General features: G+C 61.6%; 18 protein-coding genes. 6 read left to right on the top strand and 12 right to left on the bottom strand.

All coding sequences use genetic code 11. The features are described from left to right. Nucleotides 1-9: 9 nt before the first annotated feature. From hfq to ACLD1Y_RS15470, 6 genes are all read right to left on the bottom strand, one after another. Nucleotides 10-270, bottom strand: coding sequence for an RNA chaperone Hfq (hfq, locus tag ACLD1Y_RS15495; RefSeq protein WP_071482778.1), 261 nt, complete (start codon nt 268-270; stop codon nt 10-12). Nucleotides 271-364: 94 nt separating this feature from the next. Continuing rightward, a complete protein-coding gene (gene miaA, locus ACLD1Y_RS15490) occupies nt 365-1,336 on the bottom strand; it encodes a tRNA (adenosine(37)-N6)-dimethylallyltransferase MiaA (protein WP_429478762.1) in 972 nt (323 codons plus the stop codon). Continuing rightward, nucleotides 1,336-3,255: a DNA mismatch repair endonuclease MutL gene (gene mutL / locus ACLD1Y_RS15485; RefSeq protein WP_429478761.1), complete on the bottom strand. Its 1,920-nt coding sequence runs from the start codon at nt 3,253-3,255 to the stop codon at nt 1,336-1,338. The genes miaA and mutL overlap by 1 nt, the downstream gene beginning before the upstream one ends. Continuing rightward, nucleotides 3,255-4,676, bottom strand: a complete 1,422-nt coding sequence (locus ACLD1Y_RS15480) for an N-acetylmuramoyl-L-alanine amidase (protein WP_185705087.1) — start codon at nt 4,674-4,676, stop codon at nt 3,255-3,257. Before ACLD1Y_RS15480 ends, mutL begins: the two co-directional genes overlap by 1 nt. 15 nt (nt 4,677-4,691) lie before the next feature. Continuing rightward, nucleotides 4,692-5,162 carry a tRNA (adenosine(37)-N6)-threonylcarbamoyltransferase complex ATPase subunit type 1 TsaE gene (gene tsaE / locus ACLD1Y_RS15475; protein WP_429478760.1) on the bottom strand — a complete coding sequence of 157 codons (471 nt, stop codon included), beginning with the start codon at nt 5,160-5,162 and terminating at the stop codon, nt 4,692-4,694. Beyond that, complete coding sequence (locus ACLD1Y_RS15470) at nt 5,150-6,010, bottom strand: NAD(P)H-hydrate dehydratase (RefSeq protein WP_429478759.1); 861 nt, start codon at nt 6,008-6,010, stop codon at nt 5,150-5,152. The genes tsaE and ACLD1Y_RS15470 overlap by 13 nt, the downstream gene beginning before the upstream one ends. Before the next feature lie 63 nt (nt 6,011-6,073). Between ACLD1Y_RS15470 and queG the strand changes: the two genes are divergently transcribed. Continuing rightward, nucleotides 6,074-7,138: a tRNA epoxyqueuosine(34) reductase QueG gene (gene queG / locus ACLD1Y_RS15465; protein WP_429478758.1), complete on the top strand. Its 1,065-nt coding sequence runs from the start codon at nt 6,074-6,076 to the stop codon at nt 7,136-7,138. Here the strand turns inward: queG and ACLD1Y_RS15460 are convergent. Together ACLD1Y_RS15460 and orn are read right to left on the bottom strand one after the other, a co-directional pair. Next, nucleotides 7,135-7,752 carry a trimeric intracellular cation channel family protein gene (locus ACLD1Y_RS15460; RefSeq protein ID WP_194937573.1) on the bottom strand — a complete coding sequence of 206 codons (618 nt, stop codon included), beginning with the start codon at nt 7,750-7,752 and terminating at the stop codon, nt 7,135-7,137. The genes queG and ACLD1Y_RS15460 overlap by 4 nt on opposite strands. 146 nt (nt 7,753-7,898) lie before the next feature. Further along, complete coding sequence (orn, locus tag ACLD1Y_RS15455) at nt 7,899-8,441, bottom strand: oligoribonuclease (protein WP_003171343.1); 543 nt, start codon at nt 8,439-8,441, stop codon at nt 7,899-7,901. A gap of 109 nt (nt 8,442-8,550) precedes the next feature. On the opposite strand from orn, the gene rsgA reads away from it, so the two are divergent. After that, nucleotides 8,551-9,582, top strand: coding sequence for a small ribosomal subunit biogenesis GTPase RsgA (gene rsgA, locus ACLD1Y_RS15450; protein ID WP_048727582.1), 1,032 nt, complete (start codon nt 8,551-8,553; stop codon nt 9,580-9,582). Nucleotides 9,583-9,783: 201 nt separating this feature from the next. Here rsgA and motB read toward each other — a convergent pair whose 3' ends face one another. Beyond that, on the bottom strand, nt 9,784-10,800 hold the full coding sequence (gene motB, locus ACLD1Y_RS15445; protein ID WP_429478757.1) for a flagellar motor protein MotB: 1,017 nt from the start codon (nt 10,798-10,800) through the stop codon (nt 9,784-9,786). Nucleotides 10,801-10,803: 3 nt separating this feature from the next. Next, nucleotides 10,804-11,655, bottom strand: coding sequence for a flagellar motor stator protein MotA (gene motA / locus ACLD1Y_RS15440; RefSeq protein WP_010213623.1), 852 nt, complete (start codon nt 11,653-11,655; stop codon nt 10,804-10,806). Between the two features lie 167 nt (nt 11,656-11,822). On the opposite strand from motA, the gene ACLD1Y_RS15435 reads away from it, so the two are divergent. From ACLD1Y_RS15435 to asd, 3 genes are read left to right on the top strand one after another with little or no spacing between them, the layout of a single operon-like run. Further along, on the top strand, nt 11,823-13,358 hold the full coding sequence (locus ACLD1Y_RS15435; RefSeq protein ID WP_429478756.1) for an HDOD domain-containing protein: 1,536 nt from the start codon (nt 11,823-11,825) through the stop codon (nt 13,356-13,358). A 57-nt stretch (nt 13,359-13,415) separates the two neighbouring features. After that, nucleotides 13,416-14,231 carry a thiosulfate sulfurtransferase gene (gene rhdA, locus ACLD1Y_RS15430; RefSeq protein WP_429478755.1) on the top strand — a complete coding sequence of 272 codons (816 nt, stop codon included), beginning with the start codon at nt 13,416-13,418 and terminating at the stop codon, nt 14,229-14,231. Nucleotides 14,232-14,248: 17 nt separating this feature from the next. Next, nucleotides 14,249-15,109, top strand: a complete 861-nt coding sequence (gene asd, locus ACLD1Y_RS15425; protein WP_429478754.1) for an archaetidylserine decarboxylase — start codon at nt 14,249-14,251, stop codon at nt 15,107-15,109. 126 nt (nt 15,110-15,235) lie between these two features. Here the strand turns inward: asd and serB are convergent, their stop codons facing one another. After that, nucleotides 15,236-16,450 carry a phosphoserine phosphatase SerB gene (gene serB / locus ACLD1Y_RS15420; RefSeq protein WP_028615502.1) on the bottom strand — a complete coding sequence of 405 codons (1,215 nt, stop codon included), beginning with the start codon at nt 16,448-16,450 and terminating at the stop codon, nt 15,236-15,238. Nucleotides 16,451-16,583: 133 nt separating this feature from the next. Between serB and ACLD1Y_RS15415 the strand changes: the two genes are divergently transcribed. Continuing rightward, on the top strand, nt 16,584-18,092 hold the full coding sequence (locus tag ACLD1Y_RS15415) for an AhpA/YtjB family protein (RefSeq protein WP_429478753.1): 1,509 nt from the start codon (nt 16,584-16,586) through the stop codon (nt 18,090-18,092). A gap of 204 nt (nt 18,093-18,296) precedes the next feature. Here the strand turns inward: ACLD1Y_RS15415 and ACLD1Y_RS15410 are convergent, their stop codons facing one another. Then, nucleotides 18,297-19,007: a PqiC family protein gene (locus ACLD1Y_RS15410; RefSeq protein ID WP_429478752.1), complete on the bottom strand. Its 711-nt coding sequence runs from the start codon at nt 19,005-19,007 to the stop codon at nt 18,297-18,299. Between the last annotated feature and the right edge of the window lie 74 nt (nt 19,008-19,081).

The raw sequence follows: 19,081 nt of genomic DNA, 5'->3' as shown, positions 1-19,081 counted from the left end.
AGACTCCTATCAGGCGTTACCTGGCTCAGCGTCACCCACTTCGTCGCCAGCTGCGCTAGGCAGACGGATTGGACGAACTGGAACCACTGTCGAGATAGCGTGCTTGTAAACCATCTGGCTGACGGTGTTTTTCAGCAGGATCACGAACTGGTCGAACGACTCGATCGTGCCTTGCAGCTTGATCCCGTTGACCAGATAGATGGAAACCCCCACTTTCTCTTTACGTAAAGTATTCAAGTAAGGGTCTTGTAGCGAATGCCCTTTTGACATGTGCCGCACTCCTTTAAGGATCAATAATAAAAAATCGGAAAATAGATAGCGTATGGCCGTCACACCCCCAAGGATAGACGGCAATTGCAAGGACTCAGCTCAATATGGAGACCGATCCCAAGTATTTCAAGGCGCGTGACAGATTGTCGCTGTCCAGGCTGTCCAGCCAGTGCAAATCGCTCCAGCTGCGCAACCAGGTGAACTGGCGCTTCGCCAATTGGCGCGTGGCGATGATGCCGCGCTCCTGCATTTCGGCTGACGTCAGCTTGCCATCCAGGTGATCCCAGACTTGGCGATAGCCTACAGCACGTATCGAAGGCAACCCTGAATGCAGGTCACCTCTGGAACGCAGTGCTACGACCTCGTCCACGAACCCCTGTTCCAACATAATTGTGAATCTTTGTGCAATTCGTTCATGCAGCACCTGGCGATTTGCCGGGGCAATGGCCAGATTCGCCACAGTATAGGGCAATTGTGACTGGCCCGATGCGCCTGCGTCGGCACTTTGCGCAGTTTGTTTGCGCCGATGCTCGGTCATGGTCTGGCCACTAACACGCCAGACTTCCAAGGCGCGGGTGAGGCGCTGGGGGTCATTGGGGTGAATGCGTACGGCGGACACCGGGTCCACGGCGGCCAGTTGATCGTGCAGGGCTTGCCAGCCAAGGCGTGCAGCCTCTTCTTCCAACTCGGCGCGCACTTGGGCGTCTGCCGGCGGCATATCCGCCAAGCCTTCCTGCAAAGCCTTGTAATAGAGCATCGTACCGCCCACCAGCAGTGGAATATTTCCGCGTGCTGTGATCTCGGCCATGGCGGCAAGGGCATCGGTACGGAAATCGGCCGCCGAATAACTCTCAGAGGGGTCGATGATATCGATCAGCTTGTGCGGGTATTCGGCCAACAGCGCTTTGGAAGGCTTGGCCGTGCCGATGTCCATGTCCCGGTAAACCAGGGCAGAGTCGACACTGATCAACTCGCACGGCAGCACTTTGGTCAGCTCGATGGCCAGGTCGGTCTTGCCGGCGGCCGTCGGGCCCATCAGGAAGATCGCGGGGGGCAAGGCACTCATCAGCGGCCGCGCAAGAACAGTTTGTCCAGATCGTCCAGGCCCATCTGGGTCCAGGTCGGTCGGCCATGGTTGCATTGCCCGCTGCGCTCGGTGTTTTCCATGTCCCGCAGCAGGCCGTTCATTTCTGGCAGGGCCAGGCGGCGGTTGGCGCGGATGGCGCCGTGGCAGGCCATGGTCCCGAGCAGTTCGTTGATATGGGCTTGGACACGATCACTGGTGCCGTATTCCATCAGGTCCGCCAATACATCGGCTACCAGCCGGTTGGCCTCGGCCTGCTTGAGCAGCGCGGGAATCTGGCGGATGGCCAGGGTTTCCGGGCCCAGGCGCTGCAATTCAAAGCCCAGGCTCTGGAACACGCCGGCGTGTTCTTCGGCGCAATCGGCTTCGCGCTGGCTCACTGCCAGGGATTCCGGCACCAGTAACGGCTGACCGCTGAGGCCTTCGCTGGCCATGGCGATCTTGAGGCGCTCGTACATGATCCGTTCGTGGGCGGCGTGCATGTCCACCAGTACCAAGCCGTGGGCGTTCTCCGCAAGAATGTAGATACCCTTGAGCTGCGCCAGCGCATAACCCAGCGGCGGAATATCACCCCCACCCTCCGGCAAAGCAACGGCACCAGCACCGGGCTCGGCACCCGGCAGCGGTGCGAAAAACTCGCGATACGCCGCCTGGGCTTCGGCTACCGGCACTGCCGATTGCGGGCGCGGGGTGTATTGGTATTGATAGCCCGCCCCGGCACCCGAACCCGGCGCAGCAAAAGAGGGCTGCGGCGGCGTCGATTGCAGCAAGTTGCCCGCCAGGCTCATTTCGCCCTGGGGGCCGAACTCACCGGCCTCTGGCCCGCTTGGACGCACCATTGCCGTGACGATCGGCGCAGACAGCTGATCATCCGGGCGCACATCGCCCAAGGCGCGGTGCAAGGTGCCATAGAGGAAGTCATGCACCATGCGCCCATCACGGAAGCGCACTTCGTGCTTGGTCGGGTGCACGTTGACGTCGACCACCGACGGGTCGACCTCGAAAAACAGCACAAACGTTGGGTGGCGACCGTTGAACAGCACGTCGCGATACGCCTGGCGCACCGCGTGGGCCACCAGTTTGTCGCGCACCGCACGGCCATTCACGAAGAAGTATTGCAAGTCCGCCTGGCTGCGGGAGAAGGTCGGCAGCCCCACCCAACCCCAGAGGCGCAGGCCATTGCGCTCGATCTCGATCGGCAACGCCTGCTCCAGGAATCCGCCGCCACAAATCGCCGACACCCGCCGCGCGCGCGCTGCGTCATCATGGGCTTCATGCAGGCTGAGGATGGTCTTGCCGTTGTGGCGCAGGTGGAATGCCACGTCGAAGCGCGCCAAAGCCAGGCGTTTGATGACTTCTTGCAGGTGATCGAATTCGGTTTTTTCGGCCTTGAGGAATTTACGCCGCGCCGGGGTATTGAAGAACAGGTCGCGCACTTCCACCGACGTGCCCACCGGATGGGCCGCCGGCTGCACACGAGGCGCCATGTCCCGGCCTTCGGTTTCCACCTGCCAGGCCTGTTCGGCGCTGCGGGTGCGGGAAGTCAGGGTCAGGCGCGCCACGGAGCTGATGGAGGCCAGGGCCTCACCGCGAAAGCCCAGGCTCATCACCCGCTCCAGGTCTTCCAGGTCGCGAATCTTACTGGTGGCGTGACGGGCCAGAGCCAGCGGCAGGTCATCGGAGGAGATGCCGCTGCCGTCGTCACGTACCCGCAGCAGCTTGACGCCACCCTGTTCCACATCCACGTCGATGCGCTTGGCGCCAGAGTCAATGCTGTTCTCCAGCAGTTCCTTGATCACCGACGCAGGGCGCTCAACAACCTCGCCCGCCGCAATCTGGTTGGCAAGGCGCGGGCTGAGCAGCTCGATACGCGAGCCGTTGTTCAATACGGATTCACTCATTACTGCGCCGCCAATTCTGTGCCAGGAATGGTCAATACCTGGCCGACTTTCAACTCATCGGTTTTCAGGTTATTGGCGCTGCGCAAGGTCGCGGCCGAGACCTGGAAACGCACCGCCAGCATGGCCAGGGTGTCGCCGGGCTGCACGCGATGGTCACGCGGACCCTGGGCAATCTTGCCCGAGTCGCGCAGCCAGGCGATATACGTACCCGGCGGCGGGTTCTGCTGGAAGAACTGGCGCACACCGGCGCTGATGGAGCGCGCCAGCGCTTGCTGGTGGCTGGCACTGGCCAGCTTGGAGGCTTCGTTGGCGTTGGAGATAAACCCGGTTTCCACCAAAATCGACGGGATATCCGGCGACTTCAACACCATGAACCCAGCCTGTTCCACGCGCTGTTTGTGCAGCGAGGTCACGCGGCCGATATTGCTCAACACCTTTTGGCCAACGTTCAGGCTGGAAGTCAGCGAAGCGGTCATCGACAGGTCGAGCAATACACCCGCAAGCATCTTGTCCTTGTCGTCGAGGGACACGTTGCCGGCCCCGCCGATCAAGTCGGAACGGTTTTCGCTGTCGGCCAGCCAACGGGCGGTCTCGGACGTGGCACCGCGATCCGACAAGGCAAACACCGAGGCGCCAAAGGCTGCGGTGGACGGAGCGGCGTCGGCGTGAATCGAGACGAACAGGTCCGCGCCCTTCTTACGGGCGATTTCGGTACGTCCGCGCAACGGGATGAAGTAGTCGCCGGTTCGCGTCAGCTCGGCGCGGTAGCCTTTCATGGCGTTGACCTGGCGCTGCAGTTCACGGGCAATCGCCAGTACCACGTCTTTTTCATGCTGGCCGCGCGAGCCGGAGGCGCCCGGGTCTTCGCCGCCGTGGCCGGCGTCGATCACCACAATAATGTCGCGTTTGCCCGCCGGGGCCGGTGGCGGTGGCGGCAACTTGACCTGAGGTTGCGACGGGTTGACCGGCACCGCAGGCACCGTCGCGACACTCGGCGGTGGTGCAGGTGGCGGGTTGGCATCAGCGGCGTTGTCGAACAGGTCGACCACCAGCCGGTTGCCGTATTGGGCGTTCGGCGCCAGCACGAAGCTTTTCGGCGTCACGGTTTTTTTCAGGTCGATGACCACGCGCAGATCGGTCGGCGTACGCTGGGCCGAACGCATGGCAGTAATCGGGGTGTTGGCGGTGGACACCTTGAGCGGCGCGGCCAGGGTCGCACCATTGATGTCGATCACCAGGCGATCAGGCGCCGTCAGGGTAAAGACGCTGTGCTGGACCGGGCCAGACAGGTCGAACACCAGTCGCGTGTTATCCGGCGCTCGCCACAGGCGCACACTCTTCACCTGTGAAGCAGCCAGAGCATTGACAGTCATTGCCGCAAGCAACACCCCTACGACAGCAACCAACGCGCGAAAGCGCATACCTAACCCCACCAATTATTTGAATTCCAATGCCAAAGCGGCGCACCACGACTGGCCGCGCGCGCTTTGGGGCAACAACTTCAGCTGACGTCCCGTTTCATGCGGCGTAATGGTAATGGTCAGGTCCGGCTTTGGCAAAAAGCCTGTGCCTTTATCTGGCCACTCGATCAGACACAACGCATCTTCATCGAAGTAATCCCGGATGCCCAAGTACTCCAGCTCTTCGGGGTCCACCAGGCGATAGAGGTCGAAATGAAAGGCGCGCAGGTCGCCGATCTCATAGGGCTCTACCAGGGTGAACGTCGGGCTTTTTACCGCGCCGGTATGGCCCAAGCCGCGAATAATCCCCCGAGACAGCGTCGTTTTGCCCGCCCCCAGGTCGCCCTCAAGAAAGATCAGCCCTACCCCGGCCGTGGCCTGGGCGATGCGGTGACCGAACGCAACCATGGCCTCTTCATCGGCCAAAAACAGGATTACTTCAGGCACGGCGACTGCTCCTCCAACAATTGACGAATGGCCGGTATCAGGTCGCTGGCAGCCAACCCGCGCCCAAAGGTGCCTTGGCGATCCCCTGCCGTGGCGTGCAACCAAACGGCCAGGCAGCCTGCCTCATAGGCGGGCATGCCTTGGGCCAGCAATGCGCCCACCAATCCAGCCAGTACATCCCCCAGCCCTGCCGTTGCCATCGCCGGGTGGCCTTGGTCGCATCGCGAAACACGCCCATCCGGGCTGGCGATCAAACTGCCAGCACCCTTGAGGATAGTCACTGCATTGAATTTCTGGCTCAACGCGCGCGCCACCTTAAGGCGGTCAGCCTGAACCTCGGCTGTCGAGAGGCCCATCAAGCGTGCAGCTTCGCCAGGATGCGGGGTGATCACCGAATTGGCCGGCAGGCTCACGCCGCCTTTGGATAGCTGATTAAGCGCGTCGGCGTCCCATACTTGCGGCTGCCGGGCATTGGCGGCAACCGACAGCAGGCTTTTGCCCCACGCGGCCTCACCCAGGCCCGGACCAATGACGATCACCGAGATGTTTTCCAGCAGCCCCATCAACTGGTTGGCCGAACTCACGCCCACGGTCATGACTTCCGGCAAGCGGGCCAGCGCGGCGGGCACGTGTTCCAGGCGGGTCGCCAGGGAGACCAAACCGGCGCCACTGCGCAAGGCACTCTCGGCGCTGAGCAGCGCGGCGCCGCCAAAGCCTCGGTCACCACCGATGACCAGCAGCTGGCCGAACTGGCCTTTATGGGCGTCCGGGGAACGTGCAGCCAGTTGCGGCAAATCGCCGTGCAACAGTGGCTGAACGTCGGATATTGGGTGTTTTGTCTGCGGCATGCGTCTTCAAGCTCCGATGTCTGGCAGAATTATACGCATCTAACCTGTGGTTTCCCGTGTCTCATGCCTGCTATTACCTCCGATCTGCCCGCCCTCGCCCAATCGATCAAAGACTGGGGCCGAGAATTGGGCTTTCAACAAGTCGGCATCAGCGGCCTGAACCTGGCTGAGCATGAACAACACCTGCAACGCTGGCTCGACGCGGGCTACCACGGCGAGATGGAGTACATGGGCGCCCACGGCAGCAAACGCTCGCACCCAGACGAACTGGTTCCGGGCACCTTGCGCGTGGTCTCGTTGCGCATGGACTACCTGCCCGGCGACACGCAAATGGCCCAATTGCTGGCCAAGCCGGAAAAAGCCTATATCTCGCGCTACGCCTTGGGCCGCGATTACCACAAGCTGATCCGCAAGCGCGTGCAGCAACTGGCAGACCGTATCCAGGCGCAGATCGGCCCGTTCGGCTTTCGGGCGTTTGTCGACAGCGCACCGGTGCTGGAAAAAGCCATCGCCGAACAAGCTGGCCTGGGCTGGATCGGCAAAAACACCCTGGTACTCAATCGCAAGGCCGGTAGCTATTTTTTCCTGAGCGAGCTGTTTGTCGACCTGCCCTTGCCGGTGGACGAACCCCACAGCACCGAACACTGCGGTCGCTGCACCGCGTGCCTGGACATCTGCCCCACCAATGCCTTCGTCGGCCCCTATGTGCTGGATGCGCGGCGCTGTATTTCCTACCTGACCATTGAGCTCAAAAGCGCGATTCCCGAAGACCTGCGCCCGTTGATCGGTAACCGGGTGTTTGGCTGCGATGACTGTCAGATCGTATGCCCGTGGAATCGTTTCGCCCGTGCTACCGGCGAAAGCGATTTTAAGCCGCGCCACAACCTGGATAACGCCGAACTGGCCGAGCTGTTTATGTGGGACGAAGACAAATTCCTCAGCAGCACCGAAGGCTCGCCCCTGCGCCGTGCCGGTTATGAGCGCTGGTTGCGCAACCTGGCGGTGGGCCTGGGCAATGCGCCATCAAGCATCCCGGTGCTGGAAGCCTTGAAAGCACGCAGGGATTACCCCTCGGAGCTGGTACGCGAACATGTCGAGTGGGCGCTGAACCAGCACGCTACGCGTTAGTGCACGTCGTCGTTGTAGACGAACTTGGGCATTTCCCAGTGAAAACGGATCGCCAGCAGGCGCAGTAGAAAGCCGCTGAACAGCGTCAGCAAAATCGCTTGCTCGCTGGGCAGTTCCAGATAGAGGCAGAGCAAGTAGAACCAAGCGGCGAGGAACGACACGCTGGCGTACAACTCACGGCGAAAGATCAGCGGGATGTCGTTGCAGAAGATATCCCGCAGAATGCCGCCGAAAACGCCGGTGATCACGCCGCTGACTGAGGCCACCAGCATGCCGTGGCCCATCTCCAGCGCGGTCATGCAGCCGATCAGGGTGAAGGCCACCAAGCCCACCGCGTCCAGCGCCAAAAACAGCGAGCGCAGGCGGCGCATCAGCGGCGCGATGAAGATCGTCAACAGCGCCGCGACCGAGGTCAGCACCAGGTATTCCGGGTGTTTGACCCAGGTCAGCGGGTAATGCCCCAGCAGCACATCGCGCACCGAACCGCCGCCCAAGGCTGTCACGCAGGCGATCAGCACTACGCCAAACCAGTCCATACCGCGCCGGCCGGCCGACAACGCGCCGGTCATGGCTTCGGCGGTAATGGCGATGAGGTAGAGCATCAGCAGCATGATGGCGGTCCTTGCATTGTGGCGAGGGAGCTTGCTCCCGCTGGGCTGCGCAGCAGCCCCATGTTTCAAAAAATGTAGTGTGACAGGCAGCGACTGAGAGTGCTGTGCACTCTAGCGGGAGCAAGCTCCCTCGCCACAAAGTGCCAGCATCAAGCCTTGATGAAATGCTTACGGTAATGCTGCAACTCGGCAATAGACTCGCGAATATCATCCAGCGCCAAATGCGTGCTGCCTTTATGGAAGCTGTCTTTGACTTCCGGCGCCCAGCGCGCAGCAAGCTCTTTGAGGGTAGAAACATCCAGGTTGCGGTAATGGAAGTAGCTTTCCAGCCCCTTCATGTGGGTATAAAGGAAGCGACGATCCTGGCAAATGCTGTTGCCGCAGATCGGCGACTTGCCCTTCGGCACCCATTTTTCCAAAAAGGCGATGGTTTCGGCCTCAGCTTCAGCCATGCTGATACGGCTGTCGCGCACGCGCTGGGTCAGGCCGGAGTTGCCGTGGGTGCGGGTATTCCACTCATCCATGGTGGCGAGTACGGCGTCGCTGTGATGGATGGCGATCACCGGCCCTTCGGCCAAGGTGTTGAGGTTGCTGTCGGTGACAATGGTGGCCATCTCGATGATGACGTCGGTGTCAGGGTTCAGACCGGTCATTTCCAGATCGATCCAAATCAGGTTCTGTGGGTTTTGCATGGCTTGATTCTCTTGGCACCTGGGCGTAGCCGCGCAGTTTAGCAGGCAGCGGCATGCTAGACTCGCGACCGTTTTACCTATTCCTTTGCATTATCGACACGGAACACCAATGGCCAAACGCCAGCTCAATCGTCGCCAAAACTGGCGCATCGAAAAGATTCAAGGTGAACGCGCCGCGCGCGCCGCCAAACGTGAATCCTCCGCCGTGGAAGCGCTTGAGGGCGGCGACCTGGGCCCCGAGCAAACGGGCCTGGTGATCGCGCACTTTGGTGTGCAGGTCGAAGTCGAGGCGCTGGAAGGCGAACTGGCAGGCCAAGTGTTCCGTTGCCACCTACGCGCCAACCTGCCGGCGCTGGTGACCGGCGATAAAGTGGTGTGGCGTGCCGGCAACCAGGGCATCGGCGTGATCGTCGCCCAACTGCCCCGCACCACCGAACTGCGTCGCCCGGACAGCCGTGGCCAGCTCAAGCCGGTGGCGGCCAACGTCGACATGATCGTGATCGTATTCGCGCCGCTGCCCGAGCCCCATGCCAATCTGATCGACCGCTACCTGGTAGCGGCCGAGCATGCCGGCATTCGCCCGCTGTTGCTGCTGAACAAATTCGACCTGATCGACGAGCAGAACGCCCCGGCGCTCAACGCATTGCTGGCGGTGTACCGCACGCTGGGTTACCCGGTGCTGGAGGTTTCGGCTCATCACGGTAATGGCATGGAACAGCTGCAACAGCAGCTAGACGGCCGCATCAGCGTGTTTGTCGGCCAGTCCGGCGTGGGTAAATCCTCGCTGGTCAACAGCCTGCTGCCGGAAGTCGAGACCCGCGTGGGCCCGCTGTCGGAACTGTCCGGCCAGGGCACCCACACCACCACCACGGCGCGGTTGTTCCACTTCCCTGGCGGCGGCGAACTGATCGACTCCCCGGGTATCCGTGAATTCGGCCTCGGCCACGTCAGCCGCAGCGATGTGGAAGCGGGCTTTATCGAGTTCAACGACCTGATCGGCACCTGCCGCTTCCGCGACTGCAAACACGACCGCGAACCGGGCTGTGCATTGCTCAAGGCGTTGGAAGATGGCCGCGTGCAGCAACAGCGGATGAACAGCTATCGGTCGATTATTGCGAGTTTGCCGGAAAGTAGTTACTGAGTAGTGAGCACGCGTGCGGTGCCGAGCGGGATTGCGTGGTGAGCGGGCTTGCCCCGCGCTGGGCTGCGCAGCAGCCCCAATAAAAACGCCGCATTCTGTCAGGCAGAATGCGGCGCTTGGTTTTAGGGCTGCTGCGCAGCCCAGCGCGGGGCAAGCCCGCTCACCACAACAAGCCCGCTCACCACAGATACTCCGTGCTGCTTAAGAGCCTGGCTTGGGCACCGTAGGATCCTTCACCCCACCATCATCAAACAGGTTCAGCTTCTGGCGCAGCTCATGGGCCGGCAGTGGTTCCTGGCTTGGCGGCAGTGCGTTCGGGTCCGTCGGCGTTGCGCCTGGCGCAGCGGCACCGGGAGCTGGCGTCGGTTGCGGCTGATCACCCTCAATCGCACGCTGGGCCTTTTTGGTCAGCACCACGATATCGATCCGGCGGTTGACCGGGTTGTACGGGTCGTTGTGGTCAAACAGCTGCGAGGACGCAAACCCCACCACCCGTGCCACTTGCGGGTCTGGATAGCTACCGGCCACCAACGCACGGCGAGCGGCGTTGGCGCGGTTGGCCGAAAGCTCCCAGTTGCCGAAGTCACCCTGGCCGGCATACGGCTTGGCGTCGGTATGGCCGCTGATGCTGATCTTGTTCGGCACCGCCTTGATGGTGTCGGCCATGGCCAGCAGGATGTCTTCGAAGTACGGCTTCAAGCGCGCGCTGCCAGAGTCAAACATCGGCCGGTTGGCAGCGTCGGTGATCTGGATGCGCAAACCTTCCGGCGTAATTTCAAAGGAGATCTGGTCCTTGAATTTCAGCAGTTGCGGGTTTTCCTCGACCTTGGTCTGCAACTCTTGCAGCAGCAACTCAAGGCGCTCCTGCTCGACCTGCTCAGCCATGGACTCGACGGTTTCACGCTCGATCGGAATGTTTTCCTGGGGCGATTCGGTCTTGACCTCGGGGTTGATGGTGCGCTCAGGCGCCAACTGCGGCGAGCCGCCCAGGTCGATTACGAAGGGCGTGCCACTTTCCGAGAAGCCAATCGGGTCTTTGAAGTAACCGGCAATGGCGATTTTTTGTTCCGGGGTAGCGGTGGACATCAGCCACAGCACCAGGAAGAACGCCATCATCGCCGTCGCAAAGTCGGCGAAGGCGATTTTCCAGGCGCCACCGTGGTGCCCCGCAGCGAAGCGCTTGACGCGCTTGATGATTATCGGCTGGTTGTTTTCCATGGCTTAGCGACCGCGAACCGCTTGTTCCAACTCGGCAAAACTCGGGCGGTGTTTCGGATACAGCACTTTGCGACCGAACTCCACCGCCAGCGATGGCGGCATGCCGGAAGCGGACGCTACCAGGCTGGCCTTGATCGATTCGTACAGGTTGATTTCTTCCTTGGCATCGTGGGCCAGGGAGGTCGCCAACGGGCCGAAGAAGCCGTAGGCCGCGAGAATACCGAAGAAGGTACCTACCAGTGCCGCACCTACGTGCATGCCGATGGCCGCCTGGTCGCCTTCGCCCAAGGAGGCCATGGTCACAACGATACCGAGTACCGCCGCCACGATACCGAAACCGGGCATACCGTCGGCGATGCCGGTCACGGCGTGGGAGGGGTGTTCCAGTTCTTCTTTAAGGCTGAACAGTTCCATGTCGAACAAGCCTTCGAGCTCATGGGGGGCCATGTTGCCGGAGGACATGATGCGCAGGTAGTCACAGATGTAGGCCGTCATGCGCTCATCTTTGAGCACTGCCGGGTACTTGGCGAAAATCGGGCTGGCGGCAGCGTCTTCGATGTCGGCCTCGATGGCCATCATGCCTTCGCGGCGGCTCTTGTTGAGAATCTCGTAAACCAGGCCCAGCACTTCCAGGTAGAACGTGTGGGTGAAACGCGAGCCAAACATGCCCAGCGACTTCTTGATCACGTGCATGGTCATGTAGCCGGGGTTCGCCTGCAGGAACGCACCCAATGCGGCACCGCCGATAATCATCACCTCGAAAGGCTGGATCAGCGCAGCGATTTTACCGTGGGACAGGACGTACCCGCCGAGCACGCTTGCGAAGACGACAATGATGCCGATAATTTTAGCCATAGGAGATGAGTACTTGCGCCGTCGGGTTCATGGACATATTTAGGGAAACTGGAAAACTCTTGTTCTACTTATCGGCAAAACTGCGCCAGACTATAGCCCGTTAAGGCGAAAAGCCAGTTCGGCCCGCTCCGGGCGTGTTGACCGCAAGTGATGATCGCGCCCCAATCATGGCTAATGAAACGACAGTCCCAACTGCAAAACCCAATTCTCTCGCCGCTTGGATCAAGCGCCTGGACGACGTGCTGCTGCCCGTCCCCCAAGCCAGCCATGACCGGGTGTGCAAAGCCATCCGCGACAGCCGCAGTTCGTTGCGAGATATTGCAGAACTGATGCAAAACAGCCCGGCGCTGGTGCTCAGCGTGATGCGCGAGGCCAACAGCCATACCCATGGCAGCTTGGCAGAACCGGCGGAAAACCTTGAAGTGGCGCTCAACCGCCTGGGTCTCAAGCGCGCCGAAGAGCTGCTGGCGCGCCTGCCCTCGGTGCCCGCCCAAGAGATTCCCGTGGCGTTGCGCCAACTGTTGCTGGTAAGCCAGCACGCCTCCCAGCAAGCCAATGGCTTGTTCGGCAGCCGCCTGGCACGACTGTGGCAAGACATTCACTGGGGCAGCCTGCTGTTTCTGTCACCACTGTGGCCCATGGCCGTGGCCTATCCCAAGCTGCTTGAAGAGTGGGAACTGCGGGTTATCCACAAGGGCCAACCGGCACGCCAGGTCGAGCAGGAACTGTTTGGCGTGCGCCTGCTGGACCTATGCCTGGGCCTGACCGAGGCCTGGCACCTGCCGATCTGGGTATCCCAGGGCTATAACCTGCTGCTGGGCGAACAGCGTCTGCTGGTCAAGGCCCTGCATATCGCCCGCGAGGACGACCCGCTGCGCCACCAGCAACTGCTCGACGCCGAACCCAACCTGCGCCGCTGGCTGAACCAGCCAGCTAATACCGTGCTGCTCGCCAACGGCTTGGCGATGTCGGCCCAAGAGTCCTGGACCTGCCCACATACCCAGCGCTGGCAGTACCTCACCGCGCTGTACCTGCAACAACCATTGGGCGAGGTGCAGCAACAGGTGCACCAGCAGGCCGTCACCAGCGCCCGCTCCACCTTGATGCCCGACCTCTGGCACCCGGCGCTGTCGCTGATCTGGCCGTGGCATGTGCAAAAGATCCATCGCGGCCTGCTACCTGCGCCGCCACCGACCGCCGAGGCCCTGGCCATCTGGCGCAAGCGTTGCACCGAATTACTGGTGGAGCCAAGCCGCTTCGCCAACGCCATGCACCTGACCACCTGTGCCAAGGAAGCCCTCGTCGCCAGCGGCATGCAACGGGTCATGCTGCTGATGACCGATCGCGCCCAGAGCACCTTGCGTGTGCACCAAGTCGACGGCCTGCCAAAAGACGCCGCCAACCTGAGCCTGGACGTGGTCAACAGCACCCTGCTGCAACGCCTGTTGGAAAAATCCGCCCAGGTACGCCTCAACCCGGACAACCACGCCCAGTTCTCGGCGCTGCTGCCACCGATCCTGCGTCGCCTGTTCAGCGGTGAACACCTGCTGCTGCGCTCCCTGAGCTGCAACGGCAAAGTGGTGATGCTGATGGTGGCCGACCAGGGCGGCGGGCCGTTCTCGGAAACCACCGTGCAGGCCTTCGGCAAAACCGCTCAATGCATCGAGAAAGCCCTGCACTGCTTTACCAACCGCAGCGCCTGATGCTTGCGCTACAATCGCGGTCCTTTATCGCCAACATTTGTGCCCAGGAGACCTCACATGCCTGACTTCTCTGGCTTGCCGCTGGTGATCGAATCCAGCGACCTGCTTGGCCGCCTCGGTGCCGAACACCTGATCTTGGTGGACCTCACCAGTGCCGCCCGCTACGCCGAAGGGCATATCCCCGGCGCGCATTTCGTTGACCCCAAGCGCACCCAACTGGGCCAGCCGCCGGCACCCGGCCTGCTGCCCCACAAGGCCGACCTGGAAAAACTCTTCGGCGAACTGGGCCACACGCCAGATGCCACCTATGTGGTCTATGACGACGAAGGCGGTGGCTGGGCCGGGCGTTTTATCTGGATGCTCGACGTGATCGGCCATCAAAAGTACCACTACCTCGACGGCGGCCTGCTGGCCTGGCTGGAAGAAAAACACCCGCTCTCCACCGAGGTGCCCGCCCCCGTCGGCGGCCCGGTCAGCCTCACCCTGCATGACGCCCCCACCGCTACCCGCGAATACCTGCAAAGCCGCCTCGGCGCCGCTGACTTAGGGATCTGGGACGCCCGCGGCCCGCTGGAGTATTCCGGCGAGAAGGTACTCGCCGCCAAAGGCGGGCACATCCCCGGCGCCGTGAACTTCGAATGGACCGCCGGCATGGACAAGGCGCGCAACCTGCGCATCCGCCGCGACATGCCGCAGATCCTCGAAGACCTCGGGCTGACCCGCGACAAAGAAATCATCACCCACTGCCAGACTCACCACCGCTCTGGCTTCACCTACCTGGTGGCCAAGGCGCTCGGTTATCCGCGAGTCAAAGGTTATGCCGGTTCCTGGGGCGAATGGGGTAACCACCCCGACACCCCCGTTGAGATTTAAGGTTTAAAGGACAGTCAATGAAAAAGCAGTTGTTCATCCTCAGCCAGTACTTGCTGCCGCACCACTTGCTGTCGCGCCTGGCCGGTTGCGTTGCCGAGTGCCGCGTGCGCTGGTTCAAGAACGCCTTCACCAGCTGGTTCGCCAAGCGCTATCAAGTGGACATGTCTCAGGCTCTGGTAGAAGACGTCACCGCCTATGAGCACTTCAACGCCTTCTTCACCCGCGCCCTGAAAGACGGCGCGCGCCCACTGGATCAAACGCCAGGCGCGGTGCTGAGCCCTGCCGATGGCGCGATCAGCCAGCTTGGCCCGATTGAGCATGGCCGGGTGTTCCAGGCCAAGGGCCACAGTTTCAGCGTGCTGGAACTGCTGGGCGGCGATTCCGCCGTGGCGGCGCCGTTCATGGGCGGGGATTTTGCGACGGTTTACCTGTCGCCGAAGGACTACCACCGCGTGCACATGCCACTGGCCGGCACCTTGCGCGAGATGATCTACATTCCGGGGCGCATCTTCTCGGTGAACCAGACCACCGCCGAAAACGTACCGGAGTTGTTTGCTCGTAATGAACGCGTTGCCTGCATCTTCGACACCGAACGCGGCCCGATGGCCGTGGTGTTGGTGGGCGCGATGATTGTGGCGTCGATTGAGACCGTGTGGGCGGGCTTGGTCACGCCGCCCAAGCGTGAGCTGAAAACGTTCCGTTATGACGAAGCCGCGCGTGCGTCGATCCATCTGGAGAAAGGTGCTGAGCTGGGTCGCTTCAAATTGGGTTCGACTGCGATCGTGCTGTTCGGGCCGGATCAGGTGAAGTGGGCTGAAGAGTTGGCTGCGGGCACTGCGGTGCAGATGGGCCAGGGCATCGCCGCACCTAAAGCCTGACGCACAACCCAATGTGGGAGCGGGCTTGCTCGCGAAGGCGGAGTATCAGTCGACACATCTGTGACTGAACCACCGTATTCGCGAGCAAGCCCGCTCCCACATTTTTTTACCGCGTTTCTTCAGTGACTAAAGCTGACCGTCGCGGTCGCGAAAGCCCAGCAGATACAACACCCCATCCAACCCCAACGTCGAAATCGCCTGCTTTGCCGACTGTTTCACCAACGGCTTTGCGCGGAACGCCACACCCAACCCGGCAATTGCCAGCATCGGCAAGTCATTCGCGCCGTCGCCGACCGCAATGGTCTGCTCCAGACGCAAGCCTTCCTTGTGGGCCAATTCCTTTAGCAAATCGGCTTTACGCTGGGCGTCAACAATCGGCTCCACGGCCACGCCGGTCACCTTGCCATCCACCACCTCCAATTCGTTGGCAAACACGTAGTCGATGCCCAACTTGGCCTGCAATTGCTTGGCGAAGTAGGTGAAGCCGCCGGAGAGGATGGCGGTCTTGTAGCCCAGGCGCTTTAGCTCGGCGAACAGGGTTTCGGCGCCTTCGGTCAGGCGCAGGGAGGCGCCGATGGAATCCAGCACGCTCACGTCCAGCCCCTTGAGCAGCGCCAGACGCTCCTTGAAGCTGGCGCGGAAATCCAGTTCACCGGCCATGGCGCGTTCGGTGATTTCGGAGACTTGCTCGCCCACACCGGCAGCCTTGGCCAACTCGTCGATGACTTCGGCTTCGATCAGCGTGGAGTCCATGTCGAACACTGCCAGGCGGCGGTTACGACGGAACAGCGAATCTTCCTGGAAGGCGATATCGACATTCAGCTCCTGGGCCACGCTGAGGAATTCAGCGCGCAGGGCTTGCGGGTCGGCCGGTTCACCGCGCACGGAGAACTCGATGCAGCCCTTGCCTTTGTCAGCTGGCGTATCCAGCGGCATGCGGCCCGACAGACGGTCGATGTGGTCGATATTCAAACCATACTGCGCGGTGATCGAACTGACGCGCTGCAGTTGCTCGGCCGTGACCTTGCGAGTTAGCAGCGTCACGATGTGGCGCTTTTTGCCCTGGCCGGCCACCCACTGCTGGTAGTCCTCTTCGGACACCGGGGTGAAACGCACCTGCTGATCCAGCTTGTACGCCGTAAACAGGATGTCCTTGAGTACCGAGGACGCCTGTTCAGTGCTCGGGATTTCAACCAGGATGCCGAACGACAACGTGTCGTGGATCACCGCCTGGCCGATGTCGAGAATGTTCACACCACCCTGGGCCAGAACGCCGGTAATCGCCGCAGTCAGACCCGGGCGATCTTCACCGGTGATGTTTATCAGGACAATTTCGCGCAAGGCGCACCCCCAGGCTGGAAAAAAACCGCATTCTACCCACTTTCAGTGACCATCGGGCACAGCCAGCGCTTTGCCGGTTCTAGGGCTGTCGCTATACTGCGCGTCAACTTCACGGACCAAGAGCCGAGCGCAAGTGAACCGGCCCACGCCAGTAAAAACCGATAACTTCTTCCTGCTGATCTTCCGGGCACTGCGCCACCGCCGTGTACCGATCGCATTACGCATTGCCAGCCATAACGTGATCCTGGTCGCCCTGGCCCTGGTGATCTACGCGTGTGTGATGGGCTTGCAGTTCAAGCAGGCCATGCACGAACAGGCCGACGCGCTGGGCGAGAGCCTGACCACGCAAACCGCCACCTCGGCGACTGAGCTGTTGGTGTCCAACGACATCCTCAGCCTCAACGTGCTGCTCAACAACCTGACCAAGAACCCGCTGGTGGCCCACGCGGCCATCTACAGCGTGGACAACCGGATCATGGCCGAAGCCGGGCAGCGCCCGAAAAACGGCCTGCTGGGTGAAGCCGAAGGGTTGTACCAGAGCAACATCACGTTCCAAGATGTGAAGGCCGGCCAACTGCGCATCAGCCTGGACATGCAGCAATTCCAGCAGCCGATGACCATCAGCCTGCAAAGCATGGGCATCCTCAGCGCGATACTGCTGGCCCTGGCTTTGGCCCTGAGCCTGCGTCTGGGTCGGCATATCTCCACGCCGTTGATGCAATTGCGCATCTGGCTGCGGGACATCGACGAACACACCCCGGCCACCGACCGCCAGGATGAAATCGGCGATCTCGCCCGCCAGCTTCACGCCAGCTTCGCCCCGGAACCGGTGGTGCGCGTAGCTGAACCCGAGCCTGAATACGACGACGAACCGGAGTTCGACATCGACGAGCCGGACTTTGCCGAAAGCGCCCCGATTGCAGGCCTCAAACCTGCGACCCGCAAAGCGATCCAGGCCGAAGAAGACGAATTGGACGACGAAGACCCTTTCGCCGACCTGCGCGACACCTCGGCCAACACGCCGGCTGCGGCCCCCAAAGTTGTCCCGGTGAAGAACGCCGAACCCCAACACAGCGCCGTGCTCGCGGTACAACTGGGCTCCCAGGACCAACTGCGCCGCCTGCCCCGTGCCCGCCTGACCGAGTTGCTGGAGCGCTACCGCGACTGCCTCGACCAGGCTGCGTCGCTGTACCAAAGCGAGCTGCACACCCTGAACGACGGCAGCACGCTGATGCTGTTCCACAGCGAAGACAGTGGCGAAGACTACCTGACCAACGCCATCTGCTGCGGCGAGCTATTGCGCGCCTTGGGCCATGCCCTGCAGATCGAAGTGGCCGACAGCGGCATCACCCTGCAACTGCAACTGGGCCTGACGGTTGGCGACGACCTGTTCGGCATGAGCCAGATCGACCTGCTGCTGACCGAAATCGCCCAGGACGCCCTGGCCCTGTCCCAACACAGCCGTAACCTGCTGCTGGTGGAGCGCAAGATCAGCGAAGACACGCTGATCCGCCAACGCGCGCGTATCCGCCCGATCGCCAGCCCTGAGGGCGCAAGCTGCGTGGAGCGGTTGATGGAGCCGTATCCATCGATGCTGGAGCGGCAGTTGGCGCGGATGCATGAGACCCGCACAAAATCCTGAAAAACACCGCTAAGCCCACTGTGGAGTGAGCTTGTGGGAGCGGGCTTGCTCGCGAATGCGGAGTGTCAGTGACAAATATGTTGGCTGACACTCCGCATTCGCGAGCAAGCCCGCTCCCACACTTGATCTCCAGTGCAATTAAAATCACGTACAAACGAAAAGGCCCGCTGAATCAGCGGGCCTTTTTTGTATCTGCAACCTAGCTTAGAACCTGAACACTTCCATATCCGTACGGATCGGCGTAGCCATCGGCATCTTCGGCTTCTGCGGCTCGGCGGGCTTGGCCTGTACCGGCGCGCTCGGCTTGCGGGGCGCCTCGGCAATCGGCGGTTGGTTGGCCAGTGGCTTGAGGGCTACCGACAGTTGCTGCGCCAAGTGCTGTAACAGCACGCCCTGGGCCTGGACCTGGGAGGCCGTGGTACCGGTGTGTTCTTCCTGCAGGTGCACGATGCGGTTGTCGCGCACCTGGCCACGGCGGTCGATCAAGCGCCATTGCGCATCCAGGATGGCCGGTTGGGAAACACCGGAATCCAGGCGTGTGATGGTCAGCAGCACTTGAACGTCAGGGCTGAAACCGCCAGGCCCCGGCGCCAATACCACGCGCTGGCTGTCCAGGTGACCCGCCACTTGGCGCAAGACCAACTGGTTGATATCGGACGACAAACTGCCCGCCCAACGACCATCGGTGGAACCTTGCAGGCTGCCGTCGTTCTGACGTTGCAGAAGGGTTTCGCGTTGCAGGTAGTCGGCAACGACTACCGGGCCGAGCAAAACGGCCATGCCAGCCGCTTGTTCTGGCTGCGCTGGACTTCCGCTGTCCAGCTGGTACAGCGACACCGGCTGGTGCGTGCTGCAACCCGCCAGCCCCAAGAGGCCAGCGAGTACGAAAATAAAAGGAAGGCGTGGAGCAGTCATCATCCCATCCAGGTGGCTGCCACAAGGCGAACCACGAAGTAATACTAAAAATAACCTAAACACGCTCGGCCACG

The sequence above is a fragment of the Pseudomonas sp. 18175 genome, from assembly GCF_050432925.1.
Classification (GTDB): Bacteria; Pseudomonadota; Gammaproteobacteria; order Pseudomonadales; family Pseudomonadaceae; genus Aquipseudomonas.
Note: the sequence above shows the minus strand (reverse complement) of the source record. Positions and strands in the feature narration are given on the sequence as shown.